Origin of the sequence: Acidovorax sp. Root219 (assembly GCF_001428665.1) — a bacterium.
GTDB lineage: Bacteria > Pseudomonadota > Gammaproteobacteria > Burkholderiales > Burkholderiaceae_C > Acidovorax.
Window position 1 is genome coordinate 191,936 of sequence record NZ_LMIJ01000008.1, and the last position, 16,523, is coordinate 208,458.

The 16,523-nt window shown below is 67.5% G+C and carries 15 protein-coding genes; 12 read left to right on the top strand and 3 right to left on the bottom strand.

Annotated elements, in window-relative coordinates; translation table 11 throughout:
- The first annotated feature begins 36 nt into the window (after positions 1-36).
- From ASE28_RS08160 to ASE28_RS08175, 4 genes are all read left to right on the top strand, one after another.
- Positions 37-1,770 carry a diguanylate cyclase gene (locus ASE28_RS08160; protein WP_057266159.1) on the top strand — a complete coding sequence of 578 codons (1,734 nt, stop codon included), beginning with the start codon at positions 37-39 and terminating at the stop codon, positions 1,768-1,770.
- A gap of 257 nt (positions 1,771-2,027) precedes the next feature.
- Positions 2,028-3,809 (top strand): diguanylate cyclase, encoded by a 1,782-nt coding sequence (locus ASE28_RS08165; protein WP_057266079.1) that lies wholly within the window; start codon positions 2,028-2,030, stop codon positions 3,807-3,809.
- Between the two features lie 2 nt (positions 3,810-3,811).
- Positions 3,812-5,605, top strand: coding sequence for a diguanylate cyclase (locus ASE28_RS08170; protein ID WP_057201201.1), 1,794 nt, complete (start codon positions 3,812-3,814; stop codon positions 5,603-5,605).
- Between the two features lie 104 nt (positions 5,606-5,709).
- The gene (locus tag ASE28_RS08175) at positions 5,710-7,209 is read left to right on the top strand and encodes an FAD-binding oxidoreductase (protein ID WP_057266080.1); all 1,500 of its coding nucleotides are present in this window, start codon (positions 5,710-5,712) and stop codon (positions 7,207-7,209) included.
- 51 nt (positions 7,210-7,260) lie between these two features.
- On the opposite strand, the gene ASE28_RS08180 is transcribed toward ASE28_RS08175, so the two are convergent.
- Both ASE28_RS08180 and ASE28_RS08185 read right to left on the bottom strand, forming a co-directional pair.
- Positions 7,261-8,589 (bottom strand): diguanylate cyclase domain-containing protein, encoded by a 1,329-nt coding sequence (locus ASE28_RS08180; RefSeq protein WP_057201203.1) that lies wholly within the window; start codon positions 8,587-8,589, stop codon positions 7,261-7,263.
- A 136-nt stretch (positions 8,590-8,725) separates the two neighbouring features.
- Complete coding sequence (locus tag ASE28_RS08185) at positions 8,726-9,550, bottom strand: undecaprenyl-diphosphate phosphatase (protein WP_057266161.1); 825 nt, start codon at positions 9,548-9,550, stop codon at positions 8,726-8,728.
- Positions 9,551-9,756: 206 nt separating this feature from the next.
- Between ASE28_RS08185 and ASE28_RS08190 the strand changes: the two genes are divergently transcribed.
- The 8 genes from ASE28_RS08190 (at position 9,757) to ASE28_RS08225 (ending at position 15,845) form a co-directional block, all read left to right on the top strand.
- Complete coding sequence (locus ASE28_RS08190; RefSeq protein WP_057266082.1) at positions 9,757-10,167, top strand: DUF2306 domain-containing protein; 411 nt, start codon at positions 9,757-9,759, stop codon at positions 10,165-10,167.
- Positions 10,168-10,222: 55 nt separating this feature from the next.
- Positions 10,223-10,798, top strand: coding sequence for a DUF6622 family protein (locus ASE28_RS08195; protein ID WP_057266084.1), 576 nt, complete (start codon positions 10,223-10,225; stop codon positions 10,796-10,798).
- 34 nt (positions 10,799-10,832) lie between these two features.
- Complete coding sequence (locus tag ASE28_RS08200; protein WP_057266086.1) at positions 10,833-11,129, top strand: 2TM domain-containing protein; 297 nt, start codon at positions 10,833-10,835, stop codon at positions 11,127-11,129.
- A 23-nt stretch (positions 11,130-11,152) separates the two neighbouring features.
- Positions 11,153-12,217, top strand: a complete 1,065-nt coding sequence (locus tag ASE28_RS08205; protein WP_057266088.1) for a dienelactone hydrolase — start codon at positions 11,153-11,155, stop codon at positions 12,215-12,217.
- A gap of 33 nt (positions 12,218-12,250) precedes the next feature.
- Positions 12,251-12,547, top strand: a complete 297-nt coding sequence (locus ASE28_RS08210) for a 2TM domain-containing protein (protein ID WP_157421913.1) — start codon at positions 12,251-12,253, stop codon at positions 12,545-12,547.
- 21 nt (positions 12,548-12,568) lie between these two features.
- The gene (locus ASE28_RS08215) at positions 12,569-13,636 is read left to right on the top strand and encodes a sensor histidine kinase (protein ID WP_057266163.1); all 1,068 of its coding nucleotides are present in this window, start codon (positions 12,569-12,571) and stop codon (positions 13,634-13,636) included.
- Positions 13,633-14,463, top strand: coding sequence for a LytTR family DNA-binding domain-containing protein (locus ASE28_RS08220; protein WP_057266093.1), 831 nt, complete (start codon positions 13,633-13,635; stop codon positions 14,461-14,463). Before ASE28_RS08215 ends, ASE28_RS08220 begins: the two co-directional genes overlap by 4 nt.
- 125 nt (positions 14,464-14,588) lie before the next feature.
- Entirely contained in the window at positions 14,589-15,845 is a 1,257-nt protein-coding gene (locus ASE28_RS08225) for a putative Na+/H+ antiporter (protein ID WP_057266095.1), read from the top strand.
- A gap of 9 nt (positions 15,846-15,854) precedes the next feature.
- Here the strand turns inward: ASE28_RS08225 and ASE28_RS08230 are convergent, their stop codons facing one another.
- Positions 15,855-16,466, bottom strand: coding sequence for a glutathione S-transferase family protein (locus ASE28_RS08230; protein ID WP_057266097.1), 612 nt, complete (start codon positions 16,464-16,466; stop codon positions 15,855-15,857).
- Positions 16,467-16,523 lie beyond the last annotated feature (57 nt).

Sequence of the window (16,523 nt, forward strand, 5' to 3'; positions counted from 1 at the left end):
TGGCGGGCCGCTGGCGCGCGGTGGTGCCGCCTGGTGCTGGCATGGCTGGCCTTGCTGCTGCTGGCCCCGCTTGCGTTGAGCGCCCAGGCTGCGGCCCCTGCACTGGTGTTGCAGGAGGGCATCCCCAGCAGCGACCTGTGGCCGCACATGGCCCTGCTCTCAGACCCCACCCGGCAGCTCACGGCGCAGGAGGTGCTGGCGCGCCTGCCGGAGTTCGAAGCGCCCCGGGGGGCCGCCGGCACGCTGGGCGTGCGCCAGGATGCGGTGTGGCTGCATGTTCCCCTGGCGGTGGCGCAGGCACCGGGCCACCCCTGGATCGTGAACATCGACTACCCCGTGCTGAACGAGGTGGACTTCTACCTGACGCAGGGCGGTGCCGTGGTGCAGAAGGCCTTGCTGGGCAACCTGCGCCCCTTCTCCGAACGGCCGCTGCGCGGGCGCACGCACTCGATGATGCTGGACCTGCAGCCGGGCCAGCCGTATGGGCTGCTGGTGCGGGTGCGCACCGGTGGCGCCATGATCCTGCCCATGTCCATCAGCAAGGCGCCGGTGCTGCTGCCGCTGGCCCTGCGCGAGCAGATGTTGCAGGGCCTGCTGGCCGGCCTGGCCCTGTGCCTGATGGTCTACAGCCTGACCCAGTGGGCCAGCCAGCGCGAGAAGCTGTTCCTTTTCTACGCCCTGCTGGTCATCGGCAGCGCAGGCTTTTCGCTCCAGTTCTTCGGCATCGGCAGCCAGTTCCTGTGGAGCGACAACCAATGGATGGAGGTCCACGCCGCCAGCGCTGCGGGGCTTTTAGCCCTGGGGGCCTCTTTCCTGTTCATGGGCTACGCCCTGGCGGGGGACAATCCGCAAAGCCGTTTCCTGCGGATCATGCAGGGGGGCGGCGCACTGTGCGGCCTGGTGGGCATCGCTTTCCTCGCCGACCTGATCGACACCCGGCAGGCCACGGCCTTCCTGAGCATCTTCGGCCCGCTACCCTCGCTCATCAGCCTGCCGCTGGCCCTGAAGAGGGTGCGCCAGGGAGACACCGTGAGCGCCACGCTGCTGGCCGCCTGGATCGCCTACTTCGTTGCGGCGGCTGTGATGGTGGGCCTAGTTCAAGGCTGGGCCCGACTGTCGTTCTGGACCCTGCACTCCTTCCAGATCGGCGCCACAGTGGACATGCTGCTCTTTCTGCGTGTGCTGGCACTGCGCTCGGAGGCCCTGCGCCAAGCCACCGACGATGCGTTGCGCGAGCGCGATGCCATGCGCGCCCTGGCTTACACCGACGCGCTCACCGGCCTGCCCAATCGGCGCGGCCTGCAACTGGCCTTGAACTCGGCCATCTCCCTGTGCGCCCCCAACCGGCTGGTGGCGGTGTATCTGCTGGACCTCGATGGCTTCAAGCCCATCAACGACATGCACGGCCATGATGTCGGCGACGATCTGCTGGTGGCCGTGGGCCACCGGCTGCAGGACCATGTGCGGCGCAAGACGGACGTTGTCGCGCGCCTGGGCGGCGACGAATTCATCATCATGGCGGCTGACTTGGTCCGCCCCGAGCAGGCCGAGGACCTGGGCAACGCACTGCTGCACTCCTTCCGGGAACCTTTCGTGATGAGCCACCTGCAGATGCACGTGGGCCTGACCATCGGCTATGCCCTGGCCCCCATCGACGCCGCCGAGCCCCGGGAGCTGATCCGCCTGGCCGACGCCGCCATGTACAAGGGCAAGCAAAGCGGCAAGCACTGCCTCGTCCGCAACGAAGCCAGCGTAGCGCTGCCGGCCTGACCCCATGCGCCAGCCAAGCCCCGCCCCCCTGCTCGGCACGCGTTGTGCACGCATCCCGCCTTCCGAAGGCATACTGGGCAACCACCGCCTACCAAACGGCCCTACAGGCCTGCCGCCACCGAGCTTGCGCCCTGCCCCCTGACCACCATGTCCAGCGCCTCGTCCCTTTGCATTGCCGATGCCTGGCACCGGCTGCCAGCGCCACCCCAATGGTGGAAGGCAGACCCTGGGCATCTGACCACCACTGCGAACCATCAATGAGTGTGCTGCACTGGTTCATGCGTTCGATGGCCCGCCGCGCTGCGATGGCCTGCGTGGCCGCGCTGTGTCTGCTCATGCTCCCGACACTGCCCGTGCACGCGGCCACCCCGCTCGTACTCGGCCCCGACACCCAGAGCCTGGACGCCTGGAAGGTGATCACAGTGCAAGCCGATGCCTCGCGTGAGCTCACGGTCCACGACATGCTGGGGAGGATCGACCGGTTCGATGAGCCGGCCCGCCGCGGCGGCGCGCTGGGCCTGCGACAGGAGGCCATGTGGCTGCATTTCCCCCTGGTCACGCCCGCCACCTTCTCTAACCAGTGGATCGTCAACATCGATTACAGCTCCCTGCTGGAGGTGGACTTTTACCTGGCCCGGGACGGCGAAGTGCTACAGCACTCCTTGCAGGGCTACCAACGCGCGCCTGGCAAGGAAGCCGGCGCCAGCCGGACTCCGGCCATGGCACTCGACTTGCAGCCGGGGCAGCGCTACGACGTCCTGATCCGCGTGCGCACCCTGGGGCCCATGACTCTTCCCATCACGGTCAGCGAAATGCCCCACCGGCTGAAATTGGCGCTGCGCGAGCAGATGCTGCAAGGCCTGCTCAACGGACTCGCCTTCTGGCTGCTGCTGTACAGCCTGCTGCAGTGGGTAGGGCAGCGTGACCGCCTGTTCGCCTACTACGCGCTGGTGGTTTTCGGCAGCGCGACGTTCTCCCTGCAGTTCTTCGGCATCGGCGTGCAGTTCCTGTGGCCTGGCAATGCCTGGATGGAGGGGCACTCGGCCATCATCGCGGGGTTGCTGGCGCTGGCGGGCTCTTTCCTCTTCCTGGGCCATGCGCTGGCGAGCGACGCACCGCAAGGCCGGTATGCGCGCACCATGCAGGGCTGCGCCGTGATCACAACCCTTGTGTGCCTGGCCTTCCTCCTCGACCTGCTGAGTGTGCGGGCGGCGAACGTCTATATGACCCTGTTCGGCCTGCTGCCCACGGTGCTGAGCATTCCTGCTGCACTGCGCCAGACGCGCCGCGGCGACCCTGTGGGCGGTACGCTGCTAGTGGCCTGGACCGTGTATGCCGTCGGTGCCGGCACTATCGGTGCGCTGAGCCAAGGCCTGGTGCCCGCAAACTTCTGGACCCTGCATGCCTTCCAGTTCGGTGCCACGGTGGACATGCTGCTCTTCCTGCGCGTGCTGGGGCTGCGCTCGGAGGCATTGCGCAAGGCCACGCTCGAGGCGCTGCGCGAGCGCGATGCCATGCGCTCGCTGGCCCACACCGATCCGCTCACGGGCCTGCCCAACCGCCGTGGCATGCAGATCGCGCTGAAATCGGCGCTGGAGCAGTGCACACCCCAGCGCATGGTGGCGGTGTTCCTGCTGGACCTGGACGGCTTCAAGCCCGTCAACGACACGCATGGCCATGATGTGGGCGACGACCTGCTGGTGGCGGTAGGCCAGCGGCTGCAGAACAACATGCGGCGCCAGACTGACATGGTGGCGCGCCCCGGTGGCGATGAATTCATCATCCTGGCCACCGAGCTCACCCGGCCCGAGCAGGCGCGGGAGATCGGCGAGGGCCTGCTGCAGGCCTTCAGGGAGCCGTTCACGCTGCGCAACCTGCGCGTGGGCGTGGGCCTGACCATCGGCTACGTGCTGGCCCCCTTCGACGGCAAGGACGTGCGCGAGCTCATCAACAAGGCCGACGCCGCCATGTACAAGGGCAAGCAGACCGGCAAACACTGCCTGCTGCGCGGTGACGGGCCCATGGCACTCGCATCCTGACCATGCAAGCCGTCTTACGCCACCGCACCACCCACCCGCTGCCTGCATTGCGCAGGTTCTGGCTGGTCGCGGCATGCTTGCTGCTGGGCCTGCTGGCGGGCGCCGGCAAGGCCCATTCGGCAGAGCCCCTGGTGCTGCACGACAGCAAGGCATCCGTGGAACTGTGGTCCGCAGTCACCATGCTCTCCGACCCCACGCTCAGGCTGGGACTCGAAGAAGTGCTGGCGCGTGCGGGTGATTTCGTGGTGCCCCCATCCAAGGGCGCCACGCTGGGCGTGCGCTCGGACGCCATCTGGCTGCGCGCCCCGCTGCTGGTGCACCTCACTTCCGACGGGCGCTGGACACTGGACGTCAACCACCCGGACCTCAACCGCATCGACGTCTACGTGCTCAGTGCCGGCCATGTGACCAAGCATGTCGTTCTGGGCAGCCTGCAGCCGTATTCGGAGCGCCCCCTGCAAAGCCGCTCGCATGCGGTGGCGCTCGAATTTCTGCCCGGCCAGCAGTACGAACTGCTGATGCGCGTGGAAACACGGGCGGCCATGATCCTGCCGATCACGCTCAACAAATCGTCGGCCATGCTCGCCACGGCGGTGGACGAGCAGATGCTGCAGGGCGTGCTCACGGGCCTGGCGCTGTGCCTGCTGATCTACAGCCTGGCCCAATGGACCAGCCTGCGCGAGCCGCTGTTCATCTTCTACGCGCTGCTGATCACCGGCAGCCTGATGTTCTCGCTGCACCTGTTCGGCATCGGCCGGCAGTACCTGTGGAGCAACAGCCTGTGGTTTACCGAGCATGCGGCGGGGCTGTCGGCCCTGCTGGCGACCTGTGGCTCCTTCCTGTTCATCAGCCAGGCACTGGCCGGGGACCGGCCCAATAGCCGCTTCCTGCGCGCCATGCGCTGCGGCGCCGCGCTGTGCGTGCTGCTGGGCCTGGCCTACAGCCTGGACGTGCTGAGCACGCGCGCCATCGCAGCCATCGTGAGCATCCTGGGCCTGGTGCCCGCGCTCATGGGCATCCCGGGCGCGGTGCGCAAGGCCATCGCAGGCGACGGGGTGGGCACCAGCCTGCTGGCGGCCTGGCTGATCTATTTCGTGACCACGGCCGTCATGATCGGCGTCATCAACGGCTGGGTACCGGTCAATTTCTGGACACTGCACTCCTTCCAGTTCGGCGCCACCATCGACATGCTGCTGTTCATGCGCGTGTTGGGCCTGCGCACGCACGCCCTGCAGTTGGAGGCCCTGCACGCCAACCGCGAGCGCGATGCCATGCACTCGCTGGCCCACACCGACCCGCTCACCGGCCTGCCCAACCGCCGGGGGCTGAACATGGCCCTGGCCGCCGCCCTCCCCCGCTGCAGCAAGAGCGACTTGCTGGCCGTCTACATGATGGACCTCGATGGCTTCAAGCCCGTGAACGACCAGCATGGCCACGATATCGGCGACGAACTGCTGGTGGCCGTCACCCGCCGACTGCAGGGCCATGTGCGGCAAAGCGACGTGGTGGCGCGCCTGGGCGGCGACGAATTCGTGGTGATGGCCGGCCACATGTCCAGCACCCAGCAGGCACACGAACTGGGGCTCAAGCTGCTCGACGCCTTTCGCCTGCCCTTCTCGCTCGGGAGCATCCAGGTCCACGTGGGCCTGACCGTCGGCTATGCCATCGCCCCCGACGACAGCAGCGACGCCGCAGGCCTGCTCAAGCTCGCGGACGCGGCCATGTACAGCGGCAAGCAGAGCGGCAAGTTCTGCCTGCGGCGCAACACCGGCGACCTGGCCCTTTCATCCGCATAGGCGGCCGCACGGGGACAGGTGCTACCTGGGGAATCCATTGCTGGTCAAACGGTGTGGGTTCCGTTACACAGGAGTCCTCGCAACTTCCCAACGGATCCTGTGCCATGGCCCATCGCAAAAGTCCCGCCCGCATTGCCAAAGCTGCGCGTGTAGCGCAATTCCATGCCCTTGCCGCCTCGGCAGCCGATGCGGCGGGGGTCACCGGCGAGACCTCCGAAACCGCGATCGCACTGGAATCGCTGGCCCATCTGGAGCACATGCTCGTGGGCCGGGTGGTGCTGCCATCGAGCCCTAGCTACGACAAGGACCGCCAGGAGTCCAACCCCGCCTTCCAGTCGTTTCCCCAGATCATCGTCTACTGCGCGGTCGAGAACGACGTGCTCGAATGCCTGGCCGTGGCGCGCAGGTACAAGGTGCCGGTGGCCGTGCGCTGCGGCGGGCACAGCACGGCCGGTTACTCGGTCAACAATGGCATGGTGATCGACCTGAGCGATATCCAGGGCGTGGTGCTGGACCCGCCGAACCAGCGCGTGTACGTGCGGCCAGGCACCGACTTCGACCACTTCAACGGGGCCATGAACCACACCGGCTGGCACGTGCCCACCGGCGCCTGCGGCAGCGTCTGCGTGGGCGGCTTCGTGCAGGGTGGGGGCTACGGCTACACCTCGCGGCGCTACGGCATCCAGAGCGACCTGGTGGAGTCGCTGCGCGTGGCGCTGGCCGACGGCAGCATCGTGACGGCCAGCGAAAGTGAAAACCCGCTGCTGTACTGGTCCATGCGCGGAGGCACGGGCGGCAACTTCGGCGTGCTGCTGCAGGTCACCTACAGCATGGTTCCGCTGGACACGGTGTGGGCCTGGTCCATCGGCTGGGACATGTCCCAGGCCGCCAGCGTGCTGACCATGATGCAGCAGCGCTACATGCAAAGCGGCGCACCCGATGCGCTCGGCTACATGATGAACCTGGGCTACTACGGCGGCAAACCGGTGGCCATGGTGCAGGGCATGTTCTGCGGCACGCGCGAGGCCGGTCTGCAGGCGATTGCCCCGCTCATGGCCATCCCCAGCGCGCAGCTGCTGGTGGACAAGACCGGCACCTACCCGGACATGAACGTCTGGCTCGAAGACCACCCCTATTCGCTGCCCGATAACCTGCCCGATGGCATTGCCGAAAGCAAGGCTTCGGGCTACATCAGCCGCCCGCTCACGCCGGCGGACTGGCAGTCCATCATCGACTACTTCCTGACCTCGCCCAACCAGTGGTCGCTGGCCTACCTGGAGCCCTATGGCGGCGCCATCAACCGCTATCCCATCGAGGCCAGCGCCTTCATCCACCGCCGCGTGGATGCTGACCTGGTGGTGGACGTGTTCTGGCGCAACCCAACTGAGCGTGCGCAGACGGAGGCCTGGCTGGCCGGCTTCATGAAGCTGGTGCAGCCCTTCCTGAACGGGCACGTGTACCAGAACTACCCCGATGCCAGCCTGCAGGATTTCGAAGACGCCTATTTCGGCCCGGCCTACCCCACCTTGCAGCAGGCCAAGAAGCAGTACGACCCGACCAACTTCTTCAAATACCAGCAGAGCATTCGCCTGCCCGCTGAATAACGCCCGGGATGCCCTTACAGCGGGCATCTGCCCCCTGCAAGGGCGGGCTCATCACGTTTGCTGCAATGCGCGCTCAGCGTAGTGCAGCCGCCCCTTGCCGGCGCGCTTGGCCGCATACATGGCCTGGTCGGCGCGGTTCATGAGGGCATCGGTCTCCCCTTCGAGCGGGGGATGCATCGCTACGCCGATGCTGGCGCCGACGTACAGCGCGCGCTCCTCTACCCACATGGGTTCATGCAGCGCGTGGATGATGCGCTGGCCGATGGCGTCGGTCACGTCGCGCGTGACCTCGCGGTCCAGCATGACCAGGAACTCGTCGCCCCCCAGGCGGGCGATGGTGTCGCCCGCCCGCACCGTGGAGGAAAGCCGCTGGGCGACGGTGCGCAACACCTCGTCCCCTGCATGGTGGCCTTCCGTGTCGTTGACGCGCTTGAAACCATCGAGATCGATGAACAGCAGTGCCACCGAACCCGCGTTCTGGCGCACCTGGGCCAGCGACTGTTCGAGACGGCTGTGGAACGCTGCGCGGTTGTACAACCCGGTCAGTGAATCGTGGTTGGCCTGGTAGTGCTGCTGGCGTGCAATCTGGATCTTGGCCGAGACATCCTGTACCAGGGCCATGATGGAGGTCACGCGGCCTTCGGCATCGGTCAGCGCGGAGTTGAACCACTCACAGTGCACTTCGGAACCATCGTGGCGGACGAAGGAGGTTTCGGCGCGGTTCTGTGCCTCCTGGCCCTGTTGCAGCCGCTGCAGGGCCAGGTGCAGGCCTTCGTCGGACGTGTGGCCCAGCAGTTGCGTGAGCGACTGCCCCTCCAGGTGCGCGACCGGCAGCCAGCCCATCAGCTGCACCGCCCGCTGCGAGCAGTGCAGCAGGCGCAGGTCCTGGTCCATCTCCAGCACCGCCAGGGGGCTGTTCTCCATGTGCGACGACAGCCGCTGGTTGGCCGCACGCAGGGCATTCATGGTGACCTGCAGTTCATGCACGTCGAGCGCCGTGGTGATGAAGCCATCGATGACGCCGTTGCGGGCTGGCCAGGGCGTCAGGCAGATGGTGCGCCATTCGTCGAACCCGTAGGGGGTGCGCAGCAGGCGCTGGTACTGCACGCGTTCGCCGCCGAGCACGCGCTCTACAAAGGGCATGAAGCGGGCGCAGTCATGTTCGCCATACAGGTCGACCAGGGTCTTGCCCACGAGGCGCTCGGGCGTGCTGCCGAACCAGCGCGCATATTCCTCGTTCACATAGATCATCTGCAGGCTGCGGTCCACGGCGGCGAGGGTGGCGCCCGCGCTGCGCGTGATCAGATCGAGCAACTCCTCCTGGGACCAGTCCGTATGCCTGGTGAGTGGGGGCAGAATCTCTGGCTCGTCTGGCGTCATGTGGAGGAAGTCCCGGGGGCAAGGATCGTCTACTGGCAGGCCGAAAACAAGGGTCGCGCTGGCAGGTAGCGCAACCATAAGTTACAGCTTATCACTTTCGCAGCCCGCCCATGGCTGCGACATACCCTCAAGTCCGCTACTCGGCCCAGCGCACCCACCCCCCCCAGGCCGTGATCAACACCACCATGCCGAAGACAATGCGGTAGTAGGCAAACGGCACGAAGCTGTGGCTACTGATGTAGCGCAGCAGCCAGCGCACGCACAGCCAGGCACTGAAGAACGAGAACACCAACCCGACGGCGAACATCGGGATGTCGGCCACCGATAACAGCGCACGCTCCTTGTACAGGCTGTACACACCGGCGCCGATCAGCGTGGGCATGGCCAGGAAGAACGAGAAATCGGTGGCCGCCTTGCGCGACAGCCCGAGCAGCATGCCGCCGATGATGGTGGCGCCGCTGCGGCTGGTGCCCGGCACCATGGCCAGGCACTGCACCAGGCCCACCTTGAGGGCATCGAGCGGGCCCATGTCGTCCACCTCGTGGATGCGGGTGGCCCCCGGCGGGCGCTTTTCGGCCCAGAGAATGACGAAGCCCCCCAGGATGAAGGTGCTGGCCACCACCACCGGGATGAACAGGTGCGCCTTGATGGCCTTGCCCAGCAGCAGGCCCAGCACCACCGCCGGTAAAAAGCCGATGAGCACGTTGAGCACCAGGCGCTGCGCGCTGCGCTCGCGCGGCAGCGCCACCAGGGTGGAACGGATCTTCTGCCAGTAGACCAGGATGACCGCGAAGATGGCGCCGGTCTGGATGGCGATGTCGAAGACCTTGGCCTTGGCATCGTCGAAGCCAAGCAGGGAGCCTGCCAGGATCAGGTGGCCGGTGGAGGAGATGGGGAGAAATTCGGTCAGGCCTTCGACCACGCCCATCAGGGCGGCCTTGGCCAGCAAAACGAGGTCCACGCGTGCGTCCTTTTGGCCCACAGGGCCGGCAAAGCTACCGATTATCCCTGCCGACCGTCCCCGGCCGGCGCCAAAACACCTGCACTTTGCTCCGGTCCGCGGCATTTCGCTCCCTCACCCGTGCATTTCATCGCAGGCCGGTGGTCGCCGCGCAAGGGGATCGGCACAGTACGCCCATCGCTCAAACCTGACCCCAGGAGCCCACCATGCAGATCACCCCCGTCATCGCCATCCACATGGCCGCCGCGCTGGCCGCCCTGGCCATCGGGCCCCTGGCCGTGTGGGCCCGTCGCACCCGTACCCAGCGCCCGCGCCTGCACCGCGCAGCCGGCTATGCCTGGGTAACGCTGATGGTGGCGGTCGCCCTGTCGGCCGTGTTCATCAGCGGCGACAAGGGCCCGCGCCTGGGCGGCTTCGGCCTGATCCACCTGCTGATCCCCATCACCCTGGGCCTGATTGCCCTGTCGTTCCACTTCCTGGTGCGCGGCAACGTGGCGGCGCACCGCCGGATCATGCAGGGTACCTACATCGGCTCGGGCCTCGTGGCCGGTGCCTTCACCTTGCTGCCCAACCGCCTGCTCGGCCAGTGGCTGTGGAGCCAGATCGGCCTCGCCTGAACGCCCCTCCCTCCCATCGACACGAAATTTTTACCCATCACAGGAGCATCTCACCATGATCATCGACCTTCTCATCCACCATCCCGAAGCGCTTGGCACCGTGCTGCAGAAGACCCCCACCTGGGTCTGGGGCCTGCTCGCCGGGCTCCTCGCCCTGGGCGGCAGCCAGCTCGTGGCCCGCACCGCCAGCCTGACCCGCGTGGCCGTGATGCCCGTGGCCATGACCCTGTTCTCGGTCTACGGACTGGTGTCGGCCTTCGGCAGCTCCGGCCAGGTGCTGGGCGCCCTGGCCGCCTGGATGGCTGCTGCCGCCGTCGTGGCCACCCTCACCCTGGCGCTGTGGCCCACCCCTCCGACCGGCACCCGCTACCTGGCCGCCTCGCGCAGCTTTCACATCCCCGGCAGCCCGCTGCCCCTGCTGCTGATCCTGGGCATCTTTTTGACCAAGTACCTGGTCGGCATCGAAATGGCCATGCAGCCCGCTCTGGCGCACGACGCCACCTTCGACCTGGAGATCGCCGCACTCTACGGCGTGTTCAACGGCCTGTTCATCGCCCGTTCGGCCCGCCTGTGGTGCTTGGCCAGGGCGCCCCGGGCGGTGACCACCGCATCCGACCACGCTGCTGCCTGATTCTCACCTCAGCCCCCTTCCAAGGAGATCCCCCATGTCCCGTCGCTACCCCTTGTCCAACGACCCCATCGAAAACCTGGCCCGCAGACGCGCCGGCGCCAAGTTCGGCTGGTTCATCCATGCCACCGTGTATGTGCTGGTCAACCTGCTGCTGGTATCGCTGTCGCTGTCCAGCGGACGGCACTGGGCGGTGTTCCCCCTCGCCGGCTGGGGCATCGGCCTGCTGGTGCACGGCATGGCTGTGTTCTTCCTGGCCGGTGGTTCGAACTGGCACGAACGCATGGTGCAATCCGAGCGTGATCGCATCGTCCAGAACAACAACCGTCCCTGAAAATCGGGCCCAGGAGACACACCATGCACCAATACACCCGCCTGGCATGGGCAGGCCTGCTCACCCTGACCGCCAGCCTGGCCCAGGCAGGGGTCGGCCTCAAGGAGATCACCGGACTGCAGGGCGATGGCCCGGTCACCGTGTACTACCCCAGCAGTGCCGCCGACCAGCCCCTGCAGCGCGGCCCGTTCCACCTGCAGCTCGCCTGGCAGGGCGCGCCAGTCGCAGGCAATGGCCGGCTGGTCGTGGTCTCGCACGGCTCGGGGGGCAACCCCTGGGTCTATTCAGACCTCGCGCGCTCGCTGGTGGCCGCAGGCTTTGTGGTGGCCATGCCCGAACATGCGGGTGACAACGCCAAGGACCCGTCCAAGCCCGGGCCCGACAGCTGGAAGAAGCGCCCTGCCGAGGTTTCGCGCGCCATCGACGCCATCGCGAAGGATGCCGCACTGGCGCCTCTGCTCTCGCTCGACCGGGTCGGCATGTACGGCATGTCCGCAGGCGGCCATACGGCGCTGAGCCTGGCGGGCGGGCGCTGGTCCCCGGCACTGTTCAAGCAGCACTGCGAGACGAACATCGCCGACGACTTTGCCACCTGCGTGGGCCTGTTCACCGAGCTCAAGGGCAATTTCCTCGACGGGGTGAAGAAGACCGTGGCACTGGGCGTGATCCGCCAGCGCTATGACGACACCACCTGGTACACGCACGACGAGCCCCGCATCGCTGCCGTCGTTTCGGGCGTACCGGCCGCAGCGGACTTCGACATGGCATCGCTGGCCAGGCCCCGGGTGCCGCTGGCGCTGATCACTGCGGGCAAGGACCTGTGGCTGGTGCCGCGCTTTCACAGCGACCGGGTGACCGAGGCCTGCGCCGGGCACTGCACCGTGCTGGCCGCCCTGCCCGACGCCGGCCACGGCGCCCTGCTCTCGCCCCAGCCTGCGCTTGCCCAAATGTCCGACCTCGCCGTGCGCCTGCTGGGCGACCCGCCCGGCTTCGACCGTGGCCAGATGCACACGGTGGACACGAAGATCGTGCGCTACTTCGAGCAGCACCTGCAGGTGCCGGCGCCCCTGCAAGCCAAGGCCCCGTAGCGTGCCACGCTGCAGCCTAGAATCACCCCATCCATGACTGAACCCCTGACCCCCGAAGCCATCGAGAAACTCGCCCGCAAACGCGCGGGCGCCAAGCTCGGCTGGTACATGCATGCCGTCCTGTACGTGGTGGTCAACCTGATCGTGTTCTCCATGTCGCGCTACGGCTTCGGCAACCGCCCCTGGTCGGTGTACCCGCTGCTGGGCTGGGGGCTGGGCCTGGCGCTGCACGGTGTCTCGGTGTTCATTCTGGGCACCGGCAGCGGCCTGCGCGAGCGCATGGTGCAGAAAGAGCGCGAGCGCCTGCTGCGCCAGCGCGACGGCCGCTGAGATGGCGTGAACGATTCCGCCATGAAGATCGACTGGCTCGACAAGCTGCAGCGCCTGCTGCAGACCCTGGCCTTCTGCCTGGCGGTCTCCGGTATCCAGTACGCCTTCCGGCCCGACAAGCCCTACTACATACCGGCCACCTACTCGCTGGCCATCGGTACGCTGACCTGGGCGCTGGTCGACTTCGGCCGCCACCTGTTCGCCTCCAGCGAGGAGTACGGCTGGCCCAAGGGCATTGCTGGTTTTGCACTGCCCCTGGTGGGCATCGTGCTTGGCTACCTGGGCGGCACCCTGCTGGCGGACTGGTGGTGCGGCACCTCGTCGTGGGACAGTGCGGGGCGCGCGCAGTTGCGCATCTCCATCGGCATCACCGTGGTGGCGGGGACCGTCATCTGCTACTACTTCTACGTGAACGGCAAGAGCGCCTGGATGCAGGCGCGCATGACCGAGGTGCACAGCCAGGCCACCGAGGCCCAGCTCAAGCTGCTGGAGACACAGCTCGAACCCCACATGCTGTTCAACACCCTGGCCAACCTGCGCATGCTGATCGGCACCGACCCGGTGCGCGCACAGGACATGCTGGACCGCATGATTGCCTACCTGCGCGCCACGCTGAGCGCATCGCGCAGCACCCAGCACCCGCTGGCCGACGAGTTCCAGCGCCTGGCCGACTACCTGGAGCTCATGGCCGTGCGCATGGGCCCGCGCCTGGCCTACACGCTGGACCTGCCCGAGGCCCTGCGCGAGGTGCCCGTCCCCCCGCTGCTGCTGCAGCCGCTGGTGGAAAACGCCATCCGCCACGGGCTGGAGCCCCAGGTGGAAGGCGGCCATATCACCGTGCAGGCGCGCACACAAGCCGGCCCCAAGGGCAGGATGCTGCTGGTGCTGCAGGTGAGCGATACCGGTGCCGGGCTGAACTCTGCGCCCCCCATCGCGCCTACGGCACCAGGCACCAGTTTCGGACTGACCCAGGTGCGCGAGCGCCTGGCCACGCTGCATGGCGAGGCCGGGAAGTTCGAGCTGGCCGCCCATGCGCCCCGGGGTACCAGCGCCACCATCACCTTTCCCTTGACTACGAGCCCGGCATGAACACCCCCCCCGTGCGCGCCCTGATCGCCGAAGACGAACCCCTGCTGGCCATGGCCCTGCAGCAGGAGCTGGCCCGCGCCTGGCCCGCGCTGCAGATCGCCGCCACCGTGGGCGATGGCCTCTCGGCCGTGCGCCAGGCGCTGGTGCTGCAGCCCGAGGTGCTGTTCTTCGACATCCGCATGCCGGGCCAGAGCGGGCTGGACGCGGCCGTGGAGCTGGCCGATGCCTGGCCGGCGGACATGCCCTTTCCGGCCCTGGTGTTCGTCACGGCCTACGACCAGTACGCCGTGCAGGCCTTCGAGGCCCAGGCGGTGGACTACCTGCTCAAGCCCGTGCAGGCGGCGCGCCTGCAAAAGACGGTGCAGAAGCTGCAGCAGGCCCTCGCCGCCAAGGCGCCCGCCGCCACCGCGCTCGAAGCAACCATGGCCCAATTGCGCCACCTGCTGGCCGCGCCCGGGATAGCCTCCGCCGCACCTGCCCCTGCGGCAGGCAGCCCCGCAACACCCCTCACGCTGATCCAGGCCAGCAGCGGCAGCCAGATCCACATGGTGCCGGTGGCCGACGTGCTGTACTTCGAGGCCGCCGACAAGTACGTGCGCGTGCTCACGGCCGAGCGCGAGTTCCTGATCCGCACGCCGCTCAAGGAGCTCACGGAGCAACTGGACACCAGCGTTTTCTGGCAGATCCACCGCAGCACCCTGGTGCGCGCCAGCGCCATCACCACGGTGACGCGCGACGAGGCCGGCAAGCTGCACCTGGCCCTCTCGGACCGGCCCGAGAGGCTGGCCGTGAGCCGGCTGTACGCGCATCTGTTCAAGGCCATGTAAAGTCCGCACCAGGCAGCGCTCATGCGAGGTCTGGTAAAATCAGGACCGGGTGTACACGCCACAAGGGCGTGACAGGTTCATGCGTCGGTCGGGCCGCCACGCGGCTTCACTGCGACTGGAAACCCATGCAACCCCACGCCATCCACTGGATTGCGGCGGCCCTCTTCGGCATTGCCCTGATCCACACCTTTGCCGCGCGCCTGTTCGAGCGGCTGTCCCACCGCTACCCCCGCCATGCCGGCCTGCTCCACCTGCTGGGCGAGGTGGAGGTGGTCTTCGGCTTCTGGGCCATTGTGCTCGTGGTCGCCATGGCCCTGATCTCGGGCGGTACCGAAGCACTCGCCTATGCCGAGTCGCGCAACTACACCGAGCCCCTGTTCGTCTTCGTGGTGATGGTGATCGCGGCTTCGAGCCCCGTGCTGCGCACCGTGATCGCAGCGATCGACGCCATGGCACGGCGCATGCCCCTGCCCACGCCGCTGGCCACCGCCTGGCTGGGGCTGGCGGCCGTGCCGCTGCTGGGTTCGCTGATCACCGAGCCGGCGGCCATGACCATTGCCGCGCTGATGCTGGCGCCGCAGATCTTTCGCCCGGCGGTGCCCGAGCGCGTGAAGTACTTCGCGCTGGGCGTGCTCTTCGTCAACGTGTCCATCGGCGGCACGCTCACGTCGTACGCCGCACCACCGGTGCTGATGGTGGCCACCACCTGGGAATGGGACAGCGCCTTCATGCTGGCCACCTTCGGCTGGAAGGCCGCCATCGCCGTGCTGGTCAACGCCACTGTCTGCGCCGCCGTGCTGCGCCGGCACCTGCTGCCGGCCCCGGACGCCACCACGAGCCGCGTGCCATCGGTCCCCATGGCCGTAGTGGCCGTGCACCTGGCCCTGCTGGCCGGCGTGGTGCTGTTCGCCCACCACCCCGTCGTGTTCCTGGCGCTGTTCCTGATGTTCCTGGGCTACACCCAGGCCTACGACAAGCACCAGAGCCCGCTCATCATCAAGGAAGCATTGCTCGTGGGCTTCTTTCTCGCCGGGCTGGTGGTGCTGGGCGGCATGCAGCAGTGGTGGCTACAGCCCATCGTCTCGGGCCTGCAGCCCCTGGCCCTGTTTGCAGGCGCACTGGGGCTCACGGCCATCACCGACAACGCGGCACTGACCTACCTGGGTTCGCTGATCGAAGGCATGTCCGACCCGGCCAAGTACATGCTGGTGGCGGGCGCCGTGGCAGGCGGTGGCCTCACCGTGATTGCCAATGCCCCCAACCCGGCCGGCGTGGCCCTGCTCAAGGGCGGGTTCGAGGACGGCAGCATCGGCGCGGGCGGGCTGCTGGTGGGGGCGCTGCTGCCAACCGCCGTTGCGGCGGCAGCCTTCCTGCTTCTTTAGGGCAGTTGATCAATCGGCCTTGAGCTGCATGGAGGGGCGCGCCTGCACGCGTTCCAGCCAGGCCTGCACATGCGGGTGCGATGCCACCGGCGCACCGACGTAGACGCTGTAGCCGAGGACGGAGCCCACGATCAGGTCCACCAGCGAATAGTCGGCGCCCAGCATCCAGGCCTGTGCGGCCAGGCGGGCATCGAGCAGGGCGAGCAACTGGTCCAGACCGCTGCGCGCTGCAGCCGCATGCACCTCGCTGCGCAATGCCTCATCGCCCTGCGTGGCCACATGCAGGCGCACCAGCAGGGTGCCGTAGGTCACATAGGCCCAGGTCGCCCAGGACAGGGCCTGCATGCGCTCGGGTGTGCCCTCCTTCGGCCACAGGCCGCGCTCCACACCATACTGCCCGGCCAGCCAGAAATGGATGGCCAGGGTCTCGAACATGGGATCGCCGTCCACCACCATGGTGGGCACCTTGCCATTGGGGTTGAGGGCCAGGAACTCGGGGCGGCGCTGGTCGCCGGCCTTCAGGTCCAGCGTGACGCGCTCGTGGGGAATGCCCAGTTCGACCAGTGCGCTGGCGATGGGGGTGGCGCTGGACATGGGGTGCCAGTAGAGGACGATGGACATGGGAGACTCCTTGGTTGGTTGACGGGTTCAATCCGTTTCGGCACTGCGCCGGGAACG

What these genes read in the sequence shown, in the direction of transcription:
- ASE28_RS08165 (WP_057266079.1), top strand. Translation starts at nt 2,028, where the DNA reads ATGAGTGTGCTGCACTGGTTCATGCGTTCGATGGCCCGCCGCGCTGCG.
- ASE28_RS08170 (WP_057201201.1), top strand. Translation starts at nt 3,812, where the DNA reads ATGCAAGCCGTCTTACGCCACCGCACCACCCACCCGCTGCCTGCATTG.
- ASE28_RS08175 (WP_057266080.1), top strand. Translation starts at nt 5,710, where the DNA reads ATGGCCCATCGCAAAAGTCCCGCCCGCATTGCCAAAGCTGCGCGTGTA.
- ASE28_RS08180 (WP_057201203.1), bottom strand. Translation starts at nt 8,589, where the DNA reads ATGACGCCAGACGAGCCAGAGATTCTGCCCCCACTCACCAGGCATACG.
- ASE28_RS08190 (WP_057266082.1), top strand. Translation starts at nt 9,757, where the DNA reads ATGCAGATCACCCCCGTCATCGCCATCCACATGGCCGCCGCGCTGGCC.
- ASE28_RS08195 (WP_057266084.1), top strand. Translation starts at nt 10,223, where the DNA reads ATGATCATCGACCTTCTCATCCACCATCCCGAAGCGCTTGGCACCGTG.
- ASE28_RS08200 (WP_057266086.1), top strand. Translation starts at nt 10,833, where the DNA reads ATGTCCCGTCGCTACCCCTTGTCCAACGACCCCATCGAAAACCTGGCC.
- ASE28_RS08205 (WP_057266088.1), top strand. Translation starts at nt 11,153, where the DNA reads ATGCACCAATACACCCGCCTGGCATGGGCAGGCCTGCTCACCCTGACC.
- ASE28_RS08210 (WP_157421913.1), top strand. Translation starts at nt 12,251, where the DNA reads ATGACTGAACCCCTGACCCCCGAAGCCATCGAGAAACTCGCCCGCAAA.
- ASE28_RS08215 (WP_057266163.1), top strand. Translation starts at nt 12,569, where the DNA reads ATGAAGATCGACTGGCTCGACAAGCTGCAGCGCCTGCTGCAGACCCTG.
- ASE28_RS08220 (WP_057266093.1), top strand. Translation starts at nt 13,633, where the DNA reads ATGAACACCCCCCCCGTGCGCGCCCTGATCGCCGAAGACGAACCCCTG.
- ASE28_RS08225 (WP_057266095.1), top strand. Translation starts at nt 14,589, where the DNA reads ATGCAACCCCACGCCATCCACTGGATTGCGGCGGCCCTCTTCGGCATT.
- ASE28_RS08230 (WP_057266097.1), bottom strand. Translation starts at nt 16,466, where the DNA reads ATGTCCATCGTCCTCTACTGGCACCCCATGTCCAGCGCCACCCCCATC.